Annotated in this window: 12 protein-coding genes and 1 pseudogene; 3 read left to right on the forward strand and 10 right to left on the reverse strand. The window is 66.6% G+C overall.

Translation table 11 applies throughout. From position 1 onward, the window contains the following. Positions 1–37 precede the first annotated feature (37 nt). The 7 genes from WS89_RS10550 to WS89_RS10580 form a co-directional block, all read right to left on the reverse strand. Positions 38–823: a drug:proton antiporter gene (locus WS89_RS10550; RefSeq protein ID WP_059790844.1), complete on the reverse strand. Its 786-nt coding sequence runs from the start codon at positions 821–823 to the stop codon at positions 38–40. After that, complete coding sequence (locus WS89_RS10555) at positions 820–1,989, reverse strand: electron transfer flavoprotein subunit alpha/FixB family protein (RefSeq protein WP_059790846.1); 1,170 nt, start codon at positions 1,987–1,989, stop codon at positions 820–822. Before WS89_RS10555 ends, WS89_RS10550 begins: the two co-directional genes overlap by 4 nt. A gap of 4 nt (positions 1,990–1,993) precedes the next feature. Further along, complete coding sequence (locus WS89_RS10560; protein ID WP_059502298.1) at positions 1,994–3,919, reverse strand: (Fe-S)-binding protein; 1,926 nt, start codon at positions 3,917–3,919, stop codon at positions 1,994–1,996. A 3-nt stretch (positions 3,920–3,922) separates the two neighbouring features. After that, complete coding sequence (locus tag WS89_RS10565; RefSeq protein ID WP_006488987.1) at positions 3,923–5,986, reverse strand: NADH:flavin oxidoreductase; 2,064 nt, start codon at positions 5,984–5,986, stop codon at positions 3,923–3,925. 68 nt (positions 5,987–6,054) lie between these two features. Further along, a complete protein-coding gene (locus WS89_RS10570; protein WP_059502297.1) occupies positions 6,055–6,588 on the reverse strand; it encodes a DUF5943 domain-containing protein in 534 nt (177 codons plus the stop codon). A 136-nt stretch (positions 6,589–6,724) separates the two neighbouring features. Further along, positions 6,725–7,696, reverse strand: a complete 972-nt coding sequence (locus WS89_RS10575) for a dipeptidase (RefSeq protein WP_034204261.1) — start codon at positions 7,694–7,696, stop codon at positions 6,725–6,727. Between the two features lie 38 nt (positions 7,697–7,734). Next, complete coding sequence (locus tag WS89_RS10580; RefSeq protein ID WP_059502295.1) at positions 7,735–9,009, reverse strand: serine hydroxymethyltransferase; 1,275 nt, start codon at positions 9,007–9,009, stop codon at positions 7,735–7,737. 355 nt (positions 9,010–9,364) lie between these two features. Between WS89_RS10580 and WS89_RS10585 the strand changes: the two genes are divergently transcribed. Further along, positions 9,365–10,480, forward strand: coding sequence for a GlxA family transcriptional regulator (locus WS89_RS10585; protein WP_080747627.1), 1,116 nt, complete (start codon positions 9,365–9,367; stop codon positions 10,478–10,480). A gap of 70 nt (positions 10,481–10,550) precedes the next feature. Here WS89_RS10585 and WS89_RS10590 read toward each other — a convergent pair whose 3' ends face one another. Beyond that, positions 10,551–11,963, reverse strand: a complete 1,413-nt coding sequence (locus WS89_RS10590) for a discoidin domain-containing protein (RefSeq protein ID WP_059790847.1) — start codon at positions 11,961–11,963, stop codon at positions 10,551–10,553. A gap of 267 nt (positions 11,964–12,230) precedes the next feature. Between WS89_RS10590 and WS89_RS10595 the strand changes: the two genes are divergently transcribed. Continuing rightward, the gene (locus WS89_RS10595) at positions 12,231–13,652 is read left to right on the forward strand and encodes an aminotransferase-like domain-containing protein (protein WP_059790849.1); all 1,422 of its coding nucleotides are present in this window, start codon (positions 12,231–12,233) and stop codon (positions 13,650–13,652) included. Positions 13,653–13,807: 155 nt separating this feature from the next. Here WS89_RS10595 and WS89_RS32155 read toward each other — a convergent pair. After that, a pseudogene (locus tag WS89_RS32155) lies at positions 13,808–14,113 on the reverse strand (zinc ribbon domain-containing protein); the annotation flags it as partial. 222 nt (positions 14,114–14,335) lie between these two features. On the opposite strand from WS89_RS32155, the gene WS89_RS10600 reads away from it, so the two are divergent. Then, positions 14,336–15,109: a hypothetical protein gene (locus tag WS89_RS10600; RefSeq protein WP_059790851.1), complete on the forward strand. Its 774-nt coding sequence runs from the start codon at positions 14,336–14,338 to the stop codon at positions 15,107–15,109. A gap of 304 nt (positions 15,110–15,413) precedes the next feature. Here the strand turns inward: WS89_RS10600 and fdhA are convergent, their stop codons facing one another. Further along, positions 15,414–16,610: a formaldehyde dehydrogenase, glutathione-independent gene (fdhA, locus tag WS89_RS10605; protein ID WP_059502288.1), complete on the reverse strand. Its 1,197-nt coding sequence runs from the start codon at positions 16,608–16,610 to the stop codon at positions 15,414–15,416. Between the last annotated feature and the right edge of the window lie 169 nt (positions 16,611–16,779).

A 16,779-nucleotide genomic window follows, 5' to 3' on the forward strand; every position in this document is an offset into this window, starting at 1 on the left:
CTTGCATCCCTGGGTGTCTTGCCGACAGGCATCAAAATCAGTAGTCGATGAGCTGATGCTCGCGCAAATACGCGAGGATCACTTGTGCTTTTTCGACCGAACTCCCTTCATTTACGACGTTGCCGCCGCGGCTTTCGGTCGTCGTCGCGGACAGCATCCGGGCATGCCCGGAGCGCTTCTCGGCAGCGACCAGCTTTACGGGTTTACGCTCGACCGGGCCGACCGTCCACGCGGCCGCGTCGGCGTCCGCACCGGGCGCCGCGAGCGCCGGCCGGATCGTGCCGGCGCGCAGCCGCGCATACGCATAGCGCGGCTCGACACCGGCGAGCGGATGCACGGCGACGACGGCCGGCAGCGCCGCGTCGACACGCCGCCGCAGCCCTTTCGGCAAAAATTGCCGGACCGCCGCGCGACCGCCTTCGACCGTCACGTCGACGGCCGAGCCGACGAGCGGATAGCCGAGCGCCGCGGCGACGCGGTACGGCAGCATCCCGGTGTCGTACGCGCCCTCGGCGCGCGTGCCGGTCAGCACGAGGTCGTAGCCGTCGAGACGCGCGGCGAGTGCGTGCACGGCGTCGTCGCCGTCGCGGCAGGCCAGCACTTCGACCTCCCGCGCGCCGAGCGCCAGATAGTCGGCAAGCGCCGCATTCGCGGGGTCGCCTGCATGGATCACGTCGAGCGTCGCGCGATGCTTGTCCGCGAGCTGGCGGCCGGTTTCGAGCGCGGCCGCATCGTTGCGGCTGTAGCGCGCGACGCCGCTGACCGGATGCCGGCCGACGGACACGAGCACCGCGATGCGTTGCAAGGGGCGAGGGGCGTTCATGCGGCGACTCCTTCCGGTTCACGGGTGCCGACCGCGGCCGGCGATTCGCCGCGCGCGGCCCGCGCGGCCTGGACCTGTTCGATCAGCGCGGCGATCGTCGCCTGCGCGTCGCCGACCACCGTCAGGTTCGCGCGCTTCGCGATCGGCGCGCTGCCGTCGAGGTTCACGGCGATCACGTGGCGGCAGTCCTTGATCCCCTGCAGGTGCTGCACCGCGCCGGAGATGCCGAATGCGATGTACACGCTCGCCTCGACCGTCTTGCCGGTCGCGCCGACCTGCTTGTCGCGCGTGAAGTGGCCGTTGTCGACCGCGACGCGACTCGCACCGATCGCCGCGCCGAACACGCCGGCCAGCCGCTCGAACGCACCGATGTCGGACACGCCGTTGCCGGCCGACACGATGAAATCGGCTTCCTCGAGCGCGACCTGCGCCGCGTCGATTTCGTCCAGACCGAGATCGCGGTACGGCTGCGCGGCATCGCGCGGCGGCTGGATGAAATCGGCGGCGACGCGTTCGCCCGCGCCGACGAACGGCAGCTTCGCTTCAACCGCGTTCTGCGCGAGCAGGATCACGTCGGGCAGCGCACGGGTGGCGAACGCACGTCCCGCCTGGGCATACGCGCCGACATGCTTCGCGTCGATTTCGACGACGTGAGTCGCGACGCTCGCGCCGGCGGCCGCCGCGTAACGCCGGCCGAGATCGCCGTCGCCCGTCGCGTTGTCGGGCACGAACACGTGTTTCGGCGCGAGCGCGGCCACGCAGGCCTGCAATGCTTGCAATTCGCTTTCGGGATCGAACGCACGGCGTTCGAAGCCGGCCAGCTCGAGCAGCTTGTCGACGCCGAGTTCGGCCACGTCGTCCTTCAGTTCGCCGAACGCGAGCAGCGCGACTTCGGTTTGCGCATCGGCGAGCACGGCCGCGGCGGCGATCGCCTGCCGCGAATGGTCGTCGAGCGCGCCGCGTTCGCTATGCGCGACCACCAGCATCACGTGCTTCGGATCCTGCAGCGCGCGGCGCGGCTTCGCGGCCGCGGCGCCATGACCGTGCGCGGACCACTGCGCGGCGTTCGCATCGGCGCTGCCTTCCTCGCCAAGCGTGATGCGCTTCAGGCCGGCGGCCGTGATGACGAACGGCCGGCGCGGATCGATTCGTTTGATCGTATTCATCGATTCACTCCAGCGAGGCGGCGACGAGTTCGGCGACGTCGAGCACGTCGGGGCGCGGGCCCACGACGCCTTCGAGCATGGCCGTGCAGTTCGGGCACGCAACCGCGACCACGTCCGCGCCGATCGTACGCGCGTCGGCGATGCGGATGTCCGGGATGCGCTGCTTGCCCGGGATGTCGGTCAGCGGCGCACCGCCGCCACCGCCGCAGCAGCGGCCGCGCATGCCGTTGCGCTCCATCTCGACGACCTGGATGCCGATCGTCTTCAGCAACTTGCGCGGCGCTTCCGTCTCGCCGTTGTAGCGGCCGAGGTAGCACGGATCGTGATAGGTCGTGCGTTTCTCCTGCAGCGCCTCGACGGCCTTCGGCGCGATCTTGCCGCTGTCGGCCAGTTCGGCCAGATAGGTCGTGTGATGCTTGACCGTCACGCGCAGCCCGAGCGCACGGTATTCGTTGCGCAGGCTGTGCATCACGTGCGGGTCGGCCGTCACGATCTGCTTGTACGACAGCGTGCCGAGCGTGCCGATCAGGCGCTTTGCCATCTGCTGGAACGTCGCTTCGTCGCCGAGCCGGCGGGCGACGTCGCCCGTGTCGGTCTCGGCCGGGCCGAGCACGGCGTAGTCGACGCCCGCCTTGTTCAGCACCTTCACGAACGCACGCAGCGTACGCTGATAGCGCATGTCGAACGCGCCTTCGCCCGCGACGAACAGCACGTCGACCGGCTTGCCGGGTTGCGCGACGGGTGCGCTCAGGTCCACCGACCAGTCGTAACGTGCGGCCGTGTCGTAGCCGCCCATCGTGCCCGTCTCGCGCAGGTTCGCGAGCACTTCCTGGCCCTTGCCCGGTACCGTGCCGTGCACGAGCGTGCGGTTGCGGCGCATGTCGACGATCGCGTCGACGTGCTCGATCAGCATCGGGCACTCCTGCACGCAAGCGCGGCAGGTCGTGCACGACCACAGCGTCTGCTCCTCGATCAGGCCCGACACGATCGGGCCGTTCGGCTCGCCGCGATGCTGGCCGACCGGGATGCCCGGCGACGGGCTGCCCGCGTACGCCGCATCGGTGCCGCCGGCCATCCCGACCACGAGATCCTGGATCAGCTTCTTCGGATTCAGCGGCTGGCCCGACGCGAACGCGGGGCACGCGGCTTCGCACTTGCCGCACTGCACGCAGGCGTCGAAGCTCAGCAACTGGTTCCAGCGGAACTCGACCGGCTTCGCGACGCCGTACTCCTGATGCTCGATGTCCGGCAGCTTCAGCGCGGTCGGCGGCGTGGCCGTGCCGTTGCCGGTGAACGATTCGCGCGTCGCGGCGAAACGCTCCTGGCGCGGGTGGAACGCGAGGTGCAGCAGGCCGGCGATCGCATGCTTCATCGGGCCGCCCTTCGCGGCGCCGATCGTCATCGTGAACGCGCCGATGCCGATCAGCAGCGCGCAGAGCACCGCGAACGCCCCCGACATCGCACCGGTCGGCACCAGCATGAACAGCACGAGCCCGAGCGCGAACGAACCGAGCAGCCAGGGCAGCGTATTCCACGGGCCGCGCGACAGGCGCGCCGGCACGTCCTTCGCCGCGCGTCGACGCCACACGAACACCGCGCCGACCAGCATCGCGAGCGCCGCGAGGAAGATCAGCTTGTCGAGCCACGGCGAGTAGATCGCAAGGCCGTAGTTGACGAACACCAGCGCGAGCGCGCCGATCGCGCCGCCGGCGGTCGCGACGTGGGTCTTCGCGATGTACGGATCGCGGGCGACCACGTGGTGCAGGTCGACGAAATAACGCTTCGGAATCGCGAACAGGTTCGCGACGCCGAACGAGCCCGGCGCCGTGGCGCGGCCCAGACGCCAGTAAGACGAGCGCTTCGCGACCGCGAACGCGAGCCCCGCCACCGACAGCCACAACAGGGCGGTAATGAGGAAGGACGGGTTCATCTTTTAGAAATCCTTCACGAGACGCAGCGAGTCGTAGATGGCCCCGTGGACGTTGTGCATCGAAATGCAGTCGCCGACACGGAACAGCAGGAAACGGCCGTTGCCGAGTTCTTCCGACAGGCACGGCTGCGGCTCGGCCGCGAACAGCGTGTGCGGATCGATCTGGCCGCGGTTCACCGATTCCGGCTTGAGCTTCCAGTACAGTTCGTCGTTCGGCGACGAACCGTTTTCGATCACCACCTGATCGACCGCGCGCTCTTCCAGCTCTTCCGTGTATTCGTTGCGCAGTACGGCGATCATCTTGCCGTTCTCTTCATAGACGCGATCGAGCATCGTGTTCGGCGTCGGGATCACGCCGAATGCGTACAGCCGGCGATAGAAGATCGGGAACGTCGTGCCGCCGCAGTCGTCGGCCACCTTCACGTCCGGCGTGACGACCTCGACCTTCGAGCCGCGGCTCGCCATGAAGTCGGCCACGCCCGCGCCCGCATGCGTGCTCACGCCGTCGAACAGCAGCACGTTCTGCTTCGGCTCGACCTTGCCAGTCAGGATGTCCCACGAGCTGACGGCGAGGCCTTCGGCCACGCCCCACGCCGGCACCTGCCACGTGAAGCTCGAGCCGCCCGTCGCGAGCACGACGATGTCCGGCTTCTCGGCCATGATCATCTTCTCGTCGGCGGCCACGCCGAGACGCCGGTCGACGCCCAGACGCTTCGTTTCCATGTCGAACCAGCGGATGATTCCCGACATCTGCTCGCGCTGCGGCGCCTTCGCGGCGATCATCACCTGGCCGCCCACTTCCGCGTTCTTCTCGAACAACACGACGTCGTGGCCGCGCAGCTTCGCGACGCGAGCGGCCTCGAGCCCCGCGGGGCCGGCGCCGACCACCACGACCTTGCGCTTCGGGCCGCGCGACTTCTCGATGATGTGCGGCATCGTCGCTTCGCGCGACGTCGCCGCATTCTGGATGCACAGCACGTCGAGGCCGTTGTACTGGCGGTCGATACAGTAGTTCGCGCCGACGCACTGCTTGATTTCGTCCTCGCGACCGTCGCGGATCTTGATCACCATGTGCGGATCGGCGATCTGCGCGCGCGTCATGCCGACCAGGTCGATCATGCCGTTCGCGAGCAGGCGCTCGGCCTGGCCCGCATCGCGGATGCTCTGCGCGTGCATCACCGGAATCTTCACGACCGACTTGATGCCGGCCGCGAGATGCACGAACGGCTCCGGCGGCAACGCCATCGGCGGCATGCAGTTCGCGATCGTGTTGTGCGTGTCGCCGCCCGATCCGACCACGCTCAGGTAGTCGATCAGGCCCGTCTCCGACATCGCCTGCGCGATTTCCTTCAGCGCCTCGTGATCGAGGCCGTCCTCGTGGAATTCGTCGCCGCACATGCGCAGGCCGACGCAGAAGTCCTTGCCGACCGCCTCGCGCACGGCCGTCAGCACTTCGATGCCGAAGCGCAGGCGGTTTTCGAGGCTGCCGCCCCATTCGTCGGTGCGATGGTTCGAACGCTTGCTCCAGAACTGGTCGATCAGGTGCTGGTGCGCGGCGGAGATTTCGATGCCGTCCATGCCGGCCGCCTTCACGCGCTTCGCGGCCGCCGCGAAATCGCCGATGATGCGGCGGATTTCCTCGATCTCGATGATCTTCGCGTTGCCGCGGTGCACGGGCTCGCGCACGCCCGACGGCGACATCAGGTGCGGCCAGTGCTCGCCGTGGAACGACGAGCGGCGGCCCATGTGCGTCGCCTGGATCATGATCTTCGCGCCGTGCTTGTGCATCGTGTCGGCCAGGCGCGTGAGCGGATCGATGATCTTGTCGGTCGACAGGTTCACCGATTTCCACCAGCCTTGCGGGCTGTCGATCGAGACCGGGCTCGAGCCGCCGCAGATGGCCAGGCCGACGCCACCCTTCGCCTTTTCTTCGTAGTAGCGGATATAGCGGTCGCCCGGCAGGCCGCCCGGCTCGGCATACACCTCCGCGTGCGCGGTGCTGACGATCCGGTTGCGCAGCGTCAGCTGGTTCAGCTGCATGGGTTTGAACAGGTGGGGATAACGCATCGCAGGCGACCTCTGGCGTTCGAATGTCTCGTGTTGCGGGTGTTTATATGTTTCAGTGCATCAATGCATCAGTGCGCGATCGGCGACACTTCGAAGACGCAGTGGTCGTGATGCTCGGCCGCACACTGCACTTCCTTCGATTGCGCGCGCGGCGCGTTCTTGCCTTCCGGCGTCGTGTCGTTGACCCAGTCCATCGCGCCCGCGAACCAGCCCGCGAACATGTAGCAGAGCTTTCCTTCCTTGCCCGGCTGCTGGAGCACGAACGACGAGTGGCGCAGTTCGATCTTCGCGCGGGCGCTGGCCGGATCGGCCTCGATGATCGAGAACAGGCCCCAGCCGCGTTGCGACAGGCGCTTCAGGTAGTGCTCGAACACGGCCATGCCGGTCAGGCCGTGCTGCTTCGCTTCCTTGTCGCACCAGTGGTACGCGGACTTGTAGCCGGCCTTGTAGAGGATCTCGGCATACGCTTCGACGCCGAGCGCTTCCTCGACGGCGACGTGATTGTTCGTGAAGAAGTGGCGCGGCACGTACAGCATCGGCAGCGCGTCGGTGGTCCAGACGCCGGTATCGGGATCGACGTTGATCGGCAGTTGCGGTTGCATCGTGGTGACTCCGTGAGGAAATTGGCCGCGCGGCTCAGTGCGCAGGCGCGACATCGTCCGCGTGCCCGCGCGGCAAGCGCGGGCACGTCCCGATTTTTTATGTTGAAACGCGGGGGCGGTTCGGCGGACGTGGCGCTTACGCGCCCCACACGTCCTTGAACACGCGCACCCAGTTCTCGCCCATGATCTTGCGGATCCGCGATTCCTTCCAGCCGTGACGCTCCATCGCGGCGGTCAGGTTCGGGAATTCGCCGATCGTGCGGATACCTTCCGGGTTGATCACCTTGCCGAAGTTCGTCAGCTGGCGATAGCGGCCCTTGTCGTGCGTGAGCATGTCGAAGAACTCCTTCGCATAGTCCTGCGTGAAGTCCGTGCCGATGCCCACCGCATCCTCGCCGATCAGGTTCACGACGTAGTCGATCGCTTCGATGTAGTCGTCGATGTTCGCTTCGATCCCGCGCTTCAGGAACGGCGCGAACATCGTCACGCCGACGAAGCCGCCCGCATCGGCGATCTCCTTCAGTTGCGCGTCGCTCTTGTTGCGCGGATGCTCCTTCAGGCCCGACGGCAGGCAGTGCGAATAGCACACCGGCTTCTTCGAGAATGCGATCGCTTCCGACGACGTGTTGCCGCCCACATGCGACAGGTCGACCATGATGCCGACGCGGTTCATCTCGGTGATCACTTCGCGGCCGAAGTCCGACAGCCCGCCGTCGCGCTCGTAGCAGCCGGTGCCGACCAGGTTCTGCGTGTTGTAGCAAAGCTGCACGACGCGCACGCCCATGTCGGCGAACGCCTCGATGTAGCCGAGGTTGTCCTCGAACGCATGCGCGTTCTGGAAACCGAGGATGATCCCGGTCTTGCCTTCCTTCTTCGCGCGGAAGATGTCGTCCGTCGTGCGCACGAGCGTCAGCAGCTCGCCGTTGTCGCGGATCTTCTTCTTCATCACGCCGATGTTGTCGACGGTCTTGGCGAAGTTCTCCCACACCGACACCGTGCAGTTCGCGGCCGTGATGCCGCCCTTTCGCATGTCCTCGAACACCGGCTTCTCGAACTTCGAGATGTTCAGTCCGTCGATGATGATGCTGTCCTGATGCAGCGTGCTCATATCTGCTCTCGCTCGTGTGACTGTTCTGGTGGGGTCGATCAGTAGATCGGGAAGCGCTCGCAGAGCGCGAAGATCTCGCGGCGCACGCGCTGTTCGGTCGCCGGATCGCCTTCCGGATTCGCGCGCAGCGCGTCGAACACTTCGAGGATCAGGCGGCCGATCTCGCGGAACTCCGCGACGCCGAAGCCGCGCGTCGTGCCCGCCGGCGTGCCGAGACGGATGCCCGACGTGACGGTCGGCTTCTCGGTGTCGAACGGGATGCCGTTCTTGTTGCAGGTGATGCCCGCGCGTTCCAGCGCCTGCTCGACCGGCGCGCCCTTCAGGCCCTTCGGGCGCAGGTCGACCAGCAGCAGGTGATTGTCGGTGCCGCCCGTGACGAGATCGACGCCGCCGGCCTTCAGCACTTCGCCGAGCGCCTGTGCGTTCGCGAGCACGTTGTCGATGTAGGTCTTGAAGTCCGCATGCAGCACTTCGCCGAACGCTACCGCCTTGCCGGCGATCACGTGCATCAGCGGGCCGCCCTGCAGGCCGGGGAACACGGCCGAGTTGATCTTCTTCGCGATCTCCTCGTCGTTGGTCAGCACGAAGCCGCCGCGCGGGCCGCGCAGCGTCTTGTGCGTGGTCGACGTGACGACGTGCGCGTGCTCGACCGGGTTCGCGTGGCGGCCGGCGGCGATCACGCCCGCGATGTGCGCCATGTCGACCATCAGCTTCGCGCCAACGCTGTCGGCGATCGCGCGAAAGCGCGCGAAGTCGAGCGCGCGCGGGTACGCCGAGAAGCCGGCGATGATGAGGCTCGGCTTGTGCTCGTGAGCGAGCGCCTCGACCTGGTCGTAATCGATGCGCAGCGTGTCGCGATTCACGCCGTACTGGACGGCGTTGAACCACTTGCCCGACAGCGCCGGCTTTGCGCCGTGCGTCAGATGGCCGCCCGCGTCGAGCGACATGCCGAGCACGGTGTCGCCCGGCTTGGCCAGCGCGAGCATCACCGAACCGTTCGCCTGCGCGCCCGAGTGCGGCTGCACGTTCGCATAGCCGGCGTTGAAGATCTGCTTCACGCGGTCGATCGCGAGCGCCTCGACTTCATCGGCGAATTCGCAGCCGCCGTAGTAGCGCTTGCCGGGATAGCCTTCCGCATACTTGTTGGTCAATACCGAGCCCTGCGCCTCGAGCACGGCGCGCGACACGATGTTTTCCGACGCGATCAACTCGACCTGCGACTGCTGACGCTCGAGTTCCTTCAGGATGGCGCTGCGCACCGGCGCGTCGCGCTCGGCAAGGGGCTGCGAGAAGAAAGGCTGGGTATTCGACATAGTGCGTCCGTGACGAAGAATAAAGGGCTGCAACCGAAGCTCAAGGGCCGCCGTGCCTGGGATTCCCGTGCGTCCAGTGCAAGGCTGCCGACGGCTCTATTCTTGTCGTTCGGATTTTCGGCGGATTGATGAATTTAGACGCGTTCTTTGCCTTTTCCGCCATGCGCGTCCGTTTTATACAAGTGACCGGTCGTACTTTTCGGGTCGACCGCCCGAAACGGTGTGGGCGGTTCACCTATGGACACGCACACCGGCAGTGCGTTTGCCGCACGTTCGAGTGCGGCGTCTCCCGGATACGGTGCAGCGCAGCAACCGCCCGATGCCCAGACAACGTATGGAGCTAGGGTTTAGCCGTATGGCACGCTTGTTGCACTCGCTCACACAATATCGCAGCCCGATCCGTGCCCCGGGCCAAAAGCTATTAGAGATTCAAGGAACGCTCCCCATGTCGCCCGACCGCACAGCGTCGCTGTCCCACTTCGCGTTCATGCCTTTACCGAACTTCACGATGATCGCGTTCACCAATGCGATCGAGGTGCTTCGGATGGCGAACTATCTGAGCGGCCAGCCGCTCTACCGCTGGTCGGTGATCAGTCCGGACGGCGGCCCGGTCACGGCGAGCAACGGCCTCACGGTCGACACGGGGCCGGCCGAATGCGTGGGGCAGCCCGACATCGTGTTCGTGTGCGGCGGCGTCGACGTGCAGCGCGCGACCACGCCTGCCCATCTGTCGACGCTGCGCCGCTTCGCGCGCTCGGGGCTGCCGCTCGGCAGCCTGTGCACGGGCACCTATGCACTCGCGAAGTCGGGGCTGCTCGCGGGCTATGCGTGCGCGATCCACTGGGAGAACATGTCGGCGCTGAAGGAAGAGTTTCCGGACACGCGCTTCCTGAAGGAACTGTTCGTGATCGACCGTGATCGCATCACGTGCACGGGCGGCGTCGCGCCGCTCGACATGATGCTGAACCTGATCGCCGCGCGCGTCGGCACCGCACGCGTCACGCAGATCGCCGAGCAGTTCATCGTCGAACACGTGCGCGACACGAGCGCGCAGCAGCGCATGCCGCTCGTCGCCCGCCTCGGCTCGGCGAACAAGTCGCTGTTCGAAGTGATCTCGCTGATGGAGAACAACATCGAGGAGCCGCTGTCGCGCGAGGAACTCGCGCGGCTCGCGAACATGTCGCAACGGCAGTTGCAGCGCCTGTTCCGCGAGCATCTCGGGATGACGCCGACGCACTACTACCTGACGCTGCGGCTGCGCCGTGCGCGCGAGCTGCTGCTGCAGACCGACATGTCGATCATGCACATCACGATGGCGTGCGGCTTCCAGTCGGCATGCCACTTCAGCAAGAGCTATCGCGACGCGTTCGGCGTCGCGCCGACCCGCGAGCGCCGCAAACAGGTTGCGCCGCTCGCGCAGGGCGCGGCGGCGGCCGGGCCGGCGTTTCCGACGCATCTGCTGCATGCGTGAAGCGCGGACTATCTGAAGCAAAAAAAAGCGGCCTCGAAGGCCGCTTTTCCGTTTGCGTTTGCGTTTGCGCTTACGATCCCCACACCTGCATTTCATCGAGCGAGTACCCCCACTGCGTCGCCCGCTTCGTGCCGAGCATCCGCACGTAACGCCCCTGCCCGTTCAGGTTCGGCAACGTCACGTGCCCGTACGACACGCCGTTGTTCGTCGAGTAGATCGTCGTCCAGTTCGCGTTGTCGTTCGACGTCTGGATCTGGTAGACGAGCGCGCCCGCATCCCAGTACAGGTCGATGCTGCTGATCGTTTTCGTCGCACCGAGATCGACGGAGAGCCATTGCGGATCGACGCCCGTCCCCTCCGGCGAATCCCAGCGCGTGCTCGTCGTGTTGCCGTCGAACGCCTTGTCGGCCGTCAGCGACGCGTTGTAGCTCGCCGATGCGGCGGCCGGACGCCCTTGCGACAGCAGCGTCAACTGCTTGGCGGACGGGCCGCCGTAGTAGTTCGCCCCGAGCTTGGCCTTCGTCGTGTCCGCATTCACGCCGAACTGCGACAGGCTCCAGCGCTGGCCGGTCGTCACATCGCCGACGTAGAGCTGATAGCCGCCCGCCGTCGTCGACGAGAAAAACAGGTAATTCGTACCACTGACAGGCGCCGGGTCCGAGTTGTTGCTCATGCAGTCGTTGAGCGCCAGCGCACTCGGCGTCGACGCCGGGTCGGCCGTCTTCGCATAGATCTGGTCGGCTCCGCCGCTGTCCTTCCAGCGGGCGTAGTACACCATGCCGTCCGCACGCACGATCGGGTAGTACGTCTGCAACCCGGCAGGACGATCGAACACGGCGGTCGCCCCGGTCGCGATCGTGCGCTTCATCAGCCCCATGTTCGAGCCGGTGCCCGTCGCGTAGTACACGGCGCTCGCGTCCGGCGCGAGGAACGGCATCGAGTATTCGGCGCCCGCCGGCGCATTCGTCAGGCTCACGACCGACGTGAATACCGGGCCCGCGCTCGTGTACGACAGCGTCGCCTGCTTGACGTCGCCGTTCTGCTTGAACACGAGCGTCTTGCCGTCCCCGCTGAACTTCGGGTCTTCGTTGCGGGTGGCGCCCGTGCTGTTCGTCATGTTGACGGGCGGCGTGCCGGCGCCGAGCTGCAGCATGAACACGTTCCATGCGCCGTTGCGGATGCCCATGAACGCGAGCCATTTGCCGTCGGGGCTGAACACGCCGTTCATCGGATCGGTGATGCCCCACGCGCTCTTGCTGAGTTGCGTCAGCGTATGGGCCGAAAAATCGTACAGGAACAGCTGGCTCGTGCCGTCGCCGTACTTGACGTAGCTGTGATAGACGAGCTTGCCGGTCAGCGCGGCGGGAAACGTCGCGTTCGGCTGGGCGGCGGGGTTGTTGACGCAGGCTGCGGCGGCCACGCCGCTGACCAGATTGAGGGCGATGCCGGCCACGAGGCCCGTGACGAGGGTCTTCAATTTCACGCTGGATGCTTCCGGGTAAGGGTAAGGACGCCGCTGACGAGGACCCGCGCGGCACGCGCGGGCGTCACGGATCCGCCGTCGGGCAGCGTGAATTCCGTATCGGTCGGACATCGGGAACAAAACTTGCGGCAGTGTGCCGTCTGGTCAGACGAAAGAAAAGGATCAGAGCGCGCTTAAAACATACGGATCAGCGATTTAGGGCGCGCTTGCACGTGACGGCTGCCGTACTACTCTTTGTCATCTGGGTCCAACGCCGGGAGGACACGCATGAAGCGTTATGCGGTGCTGGCGCAGACGATTGCCGACGCGATCCGGCGCGGCGACCTGGCGCCCGGCGCGCGCATTCCCACCGTGCGCGCGGCATGCCGCGCGTATCGCGTCAGCCCGTCCACCGTGTTTCGCGCGTATTACGCGCTCGAAAGCGAGGGTCTGATCGTCGCGCGGGCGCGCTCCGGTTATTTCGTTGCGAACCTCTCGGACAAGCACGTGCGGTTCGCCCGCGATCCGCCGCGCAAGCCGGGCGCCGCGCAAACCGGCGACGACGATGCGCTGTTCCGCCTGCTCGACTCGCTCAAGTGCGACGACATCGTGCCGCTCGGCTCGGCATTCGCGAGCTATTCGCTGTTCCCGATGAGCAGCCTGTGGCGTTACGTGGCGTCGGCCGCCCGCAACATGGACCGCACGAAACTGCTCGCGGGCCTGCCGCCCGGTAACGAAGCGCTGCGCCGCCAGATCGCGTTGCGCTATCTGAGCGCGGGCGCGTCGTTGCCGCTGGAGGAAATCGTCATCACGACGGGGGCGACCGAAGCGCTGACGCTCAGCCTGCAGGCGCTGACGCGCCCGGGCGACATCGTCGCGATCGAACGGCCGGCCTTCCACGCGGTGCTGCAAGCCGTCCAGTGCCTGCACCTGAAGGCCATCGAGATTCCGGTCGACCCGCGCACCGGCCTCGACCTCGACGCGCTCGCCGAGGCGCTCGACACGCATCCGGTGCGCGCGTGCTGGTTCATGACGTCATTCCACAACCCGACCGGCGCGACGCTGACCGACGAGCGCAAGCGCGCGCTGATCGACCTGCTCGCGTCGCGCGGCGTGCCGCTGATCGAGGACGACGTGTATGGCGAACTGCAGTTCGGCACGGCCCCCACGCGGCCCGCGAAACTGTATGACGACAGCGGGCTCGTCCTGCATTGCGGGTCGTTCTCGAAATGTCTCGCGCCGGGATTCCGGATCGGCTGGGTCGCAGCCGGCCGCTTCGTGCGGCAAATCCGCCAGGCCAAGAGCGCGAGCGCGCCGGCCGCCGACGTACCGGCGCAGATGGCGATTTCGAGCTACCTGCGCGACGGCGCATACGACCGTTTCCTGCGCAAGCTGCGACGCAATCTCGCCGCGCACCAGGCGCAGATGCTCTCGGCCGTGCGCGCGTATTTTCCGGCCGACACCGAAGTGTTCGCACCGCGCGGCGGGTATTTTCTGTGGATCGAACTGCCGCCGCACCTGGACGCGATGCACCTGTTCGGCGATGCGATGGAAAACGGCGTCAGCATCGCGCCCGGGCCGATCTTTTCCGCCACCGGCGGCTTCCGCCGCTATCTGCGGCTCAACTACGGGCGTCCGTGGACACCGGCCGTCGAGCGTGCGCTGGAGACACTGGGCACGCTCGCGTCCCGGCAGCGGCACGGCAGCTAGCATGAGACGGGCGGCACGAAACGTGCGCCACGCGACGCGCGACATGCGCCTTGCGTTTCACGCGCGAACGACCAAAAATGAAGCGGCAGGCAGCCGCGAACGAAAGGGTTCCACGCGTCCGATGTTATGGAGAATCACTTGACGTCCTCCTCTCCCTAAAAGGAGAGGATTCCCACACCTGGCGATGCACGTCCGCATCGGAGAATGTTCAGCGCAGCGTTGGTATCTCGATCATGCTCGACACCACAGTCACTGCAGGTCCACTCTCTTATTCTCAGTCCCGCGATACCTTTCGGCCGCGCCGTGCTGTCTTTCGACCCGCACGCCGAATAGGATTGGGTAGAACCGCTTTCGTCGACTTTCTCGAACATGGCTCCGTGCGCGATCGCTTTGTAGCGGAGCTTGTTTCGGAAGGACGACCAGGACGCGTCGTAGACGCTCTTCGCCATCCTGGTTCTGTTCACCGCACGGCTCTGCTTGTTGAGCAGTCCGTTGAGCGACTTCACCCGGTAGCGGTAGACCAGAATCATGCAGATGATCCTAACCCGTGGAAGAACCTGCCTGTCAACCGCACGCCTTTCCTTCCCGCCATCAATGGCGGGGTCTCTCGGAGCAAATGATGAACATCGCATGCGAACGACCGCCTATGTGTAGCCCGACGATAGCGTCCGTCGGTCGCTGACATGCGCGTCCTGCCCAACCGAAGCGTCCGTGCGCGCGATGCCTGGCGTGCCGTGCTGAACGCGCGCGCCGAATCGCGGCACGCGACGTGCTGCCGCTGCCGCGAATGCGGTTTCGTGGCGTTCCGCGCGCTCGAGCATTGCCCCGTTTGCGGTCAGTGGAACTGGCCGTTCGAACCGATTCGCCGCACGCCGGCCGACGCACGTGCCGCGCATGCGCCGCGGTCGTTCCATACATGGTCGTCGCGCGTCGCCCGCGCGCTGCGCAACGCGGCTTCCCAGCGGCCGCGCGCATCGAGCGCACCGATCCTGAGCATTCTCACGCTCGTGCTGCTGGTCGGCGGCTACGTGACGATCGACCAGACCTGCAAGGCCGATCCCGCTTGTCGCGGATCCGCCGCGCCGGCCGCCGTCGCGACCGAAGCCGTACTTCAAGCGTCGAACGAGCCATTGATACCGGTCGTGCCGGCACCCGTCTACCCGTTTCATTCGACCGATGAAACACGGGTGGCAGTCGATCCGCCACAGGCCAATCCGCAACCGGCCGCCCCGCTCGCCAGCAAACCCGCGCGCAGGATGGCGGTTGCTCAAGCCGCGCCGTCGTTGCGCGCGCCCGACCGCATGCGCACCGGCGCAGTCCGCGTGGCCGACTGGAAAGGCGGCCGCGACGTCGCCCATCGCACGCGCGCGATCCGCCGCGTCAGCCTGCACACCGGGCGGACCCGCCGCGCCGCGGCCAGCAACGCCGAAATCGCGAAGCTCTATCGCGGCCACTGAGCGCGCTCCAGGCTCGCGCGCCCGTCGATTCAACTTTCTAAACCGCCCGTCACAAAACCTCGTTTGTGTCGCGACGGACGCATGACGTTCAATGGGGCATTCGCCCGCGCCGGCGCATATCGCACGCCGGCCGCTCGGTCCACCGGAGTCCGTCGATGAATGCACTGCAGCTCGTGACCCTGGCCGCCATCTGGGGCGCGTCCGCTCGCCGCATTGCCTCCCCCGCCTTCGCTCCCGCAACGAAAACGGGCGGCCCGTTTCCGGCACCGCCCGCTTCGTGTCGCGCGTGTCGAACGCTAGCGCATCACGCCGCCAGCAACCCGTGCGGGTCGATGACGAATTTGCGCGGCGCGCCGCCGTCGAACTTCTTGTAGCCTTCGGGCGCCTGGTCGAGCGAAATCACTTCGACGTTGACGATCTTCGCGATCGGCAGCCGGTCGAACAGGATCGCCTGCATCAGGTTGCGGTTGTACTTCAGCACCGGCGTCTGGCCCGTGAAGAACGAATGCGATTTCGCCCAGCCGAGGCCGAAGCGGATGCTCAGGCTGCCGTGCTGTGCGGCCTTGTCCTTCGCGCCCGGATCGTCCGTCACGTACAGGCCCGGGATGCCGATCGCGCCGGCCGGGCGCGTGATTTCCATCAGCGAGTTCAGCACCGTCGCGGGCGCTTCCTCCGAATGGCCCGACGAGCCGTGGCCGTGCGCCTCGAAGCCGACGCAATCGACCGCGCAGTCGATCTCCGGCACGCCGAGGATCTGTTCGATCTGCTCGCCGAGCGACGCGTCCTTCGACAGGTCGACCGTCTCGAAGCCCATCGCCCGTGCGTGCGCGAGGCGCTCCGCGTTCATGTCGCCGACGATCGTCACGGCCGCGCCGAGCAGGCGCGCCGACGCGGCCGCCGCCATCCCGACCGGGCCCGCGCCCGCGATGTAGACCGTCGAACCGGGCTTCACGCCCGCGCTCACCGCGCCGTGATAACCGGTCGGCAGAATGTCGGACAGGCAGGTCAGATCGCGGATCTTCGCCATCGCCTGGTCGCGATCCGGAAATTTCAGCAGGTTGAAATCGGCATACGGCACGAGCACGTATTCGGCCTGGCCGCCGATCCAGCCGCCCATGTCGACGTAGCCGTACGCGCCGCCGGCCCGCGACGGGTTCACGTTCAGGCATACGCCCGTATGCGTGTCCTTGCACATCGCGCAGCGGCCGCACGCGACGTTGAACGGCACCGACACGAGATCGCCGATCTTCAGCGTCTCGACGTCCGGGCCCACTTCGATCACTTCGCCGGTGATCTCGTGACCGAGCACGAGGCCGACCGGCGCGGTCGTACGGCCGCGCACCATGTGCTGGTCGGAGCCGCAGATGTTCGTGCTGACCACTTTCAGGATCACGCCGTGGCCGATCGCGCGGCCGCTGGGGTCGACCATCTTCGGATAATCGATTTTCTGGACTTCGACCTGGCCCGGCCCAAGATAGACGACACCTCGATTGCTGCTCATCGTATTGTCTCCATGTCTCGTTGGATGGCGCCGCGGCGCGCCGGCCCTTGCGGCGCACGCGCAACGTGCTGTTCGAGAGTAGTCCGGGAGGCAGGGGGGCCGATGTCTCAAACGCGACATGCGTTTGATCCGAGCCGACATCGGCGCCCCGGGATACGCCTGCACACAG

It is taken from the genome of Burkholderia sp. MSMB1072, from assembly GCF_001524725.1.
Lineage (GTDB): Bacteria > Pseudomonadota > Gammaproteobacteria > Burkholderiales > Burkholderiaceae > Burkholderia.

What these genes read in the sequence shown, in the direction of transcription:
- WS89_RS10550 (WP_059790844.1), bottom strand. Translation starts at nt 823, where the DNA reads ATGAACGCCCCTCGCCCCTTGCAACGCATCGCGGTGCTCGTGTCCGTC.
- WS89_RS10555 (WP_059790846.1), bottom strand. Translation starts at nt 1,989, where the DNA reads ATGAATACGATCAAACGAATCGATCCGCGCCGGCCGTTCGTCATCACG.
- WS89_RS10560 (WP_059502298.1), bottom strand. Translation starts at nt 3,919, where the DNA reads ATGAACCCGTCCTTCCTCATTACCGCCCTGTTGTGGCTGTCGGTGGCG.
- WS89_RS10565 (WP_006488987.1), bottom strand. Translation starts at nt 5,986, where the DNA reads ATGCGTTATCCCCACCTGTTCAAACCCATGCAGCTGAACCAGCTGACG.
- WS89_RS10570 (WP_059502297.1), bottom strand. Translation starts at nt 6,588, where the DNA reads ATGCAACCGCAACTGCCGATCAACGTCGATCCCGATACCGGCGTCTGG.
- WS89_RS10575 (WP_034204261.1), bottom strand. Translation starts at nt 7,696, where the DNA reads ATGAGCACGCTGCATCAGGACAGCATCATCATCGACGGACTGAACATC.
- WS89_RS10580 (WP_059502295.1), bottom strand. Translation starts at nt 9,009, where the DNA reads ATGTCGAATACCCAGCCTTTCTTCTCGCAGCCCCTTGCCGAGCGCGAC.
- WS89_RS10585 (WP_080747627.1), top strand. Translation starts at nt 9,365, where the DNA reads ATGGCACGCTTGTTGCACTCGCTCACACAATATCGCAGCCCGATCCGT.
- WS89_RS10595 (WP_059790849.1), top strand. Translation starts at nt 12,231, where the DNA reads ATGAAGCGTTATGCGGTGCTGGCGCAGACGATTGCCGACGCGATCCGG.
- WS89_RS10600 (WP_059790851.1), top strand. Translation starts at nt 14,336, where the DNA reads ATGCGCGTCCTGCCCAACCGAAGCGTCCGTGCGCGCGATGCCTGGCGT.
- fdhA (WP_059502288.1), bottom strand. Translation starts at nt 16,610, where the DNA reads ATGAGCAGCAATCGAGGTGTCGTCTATCTTGGGCCGGGCCAGGTCGAA.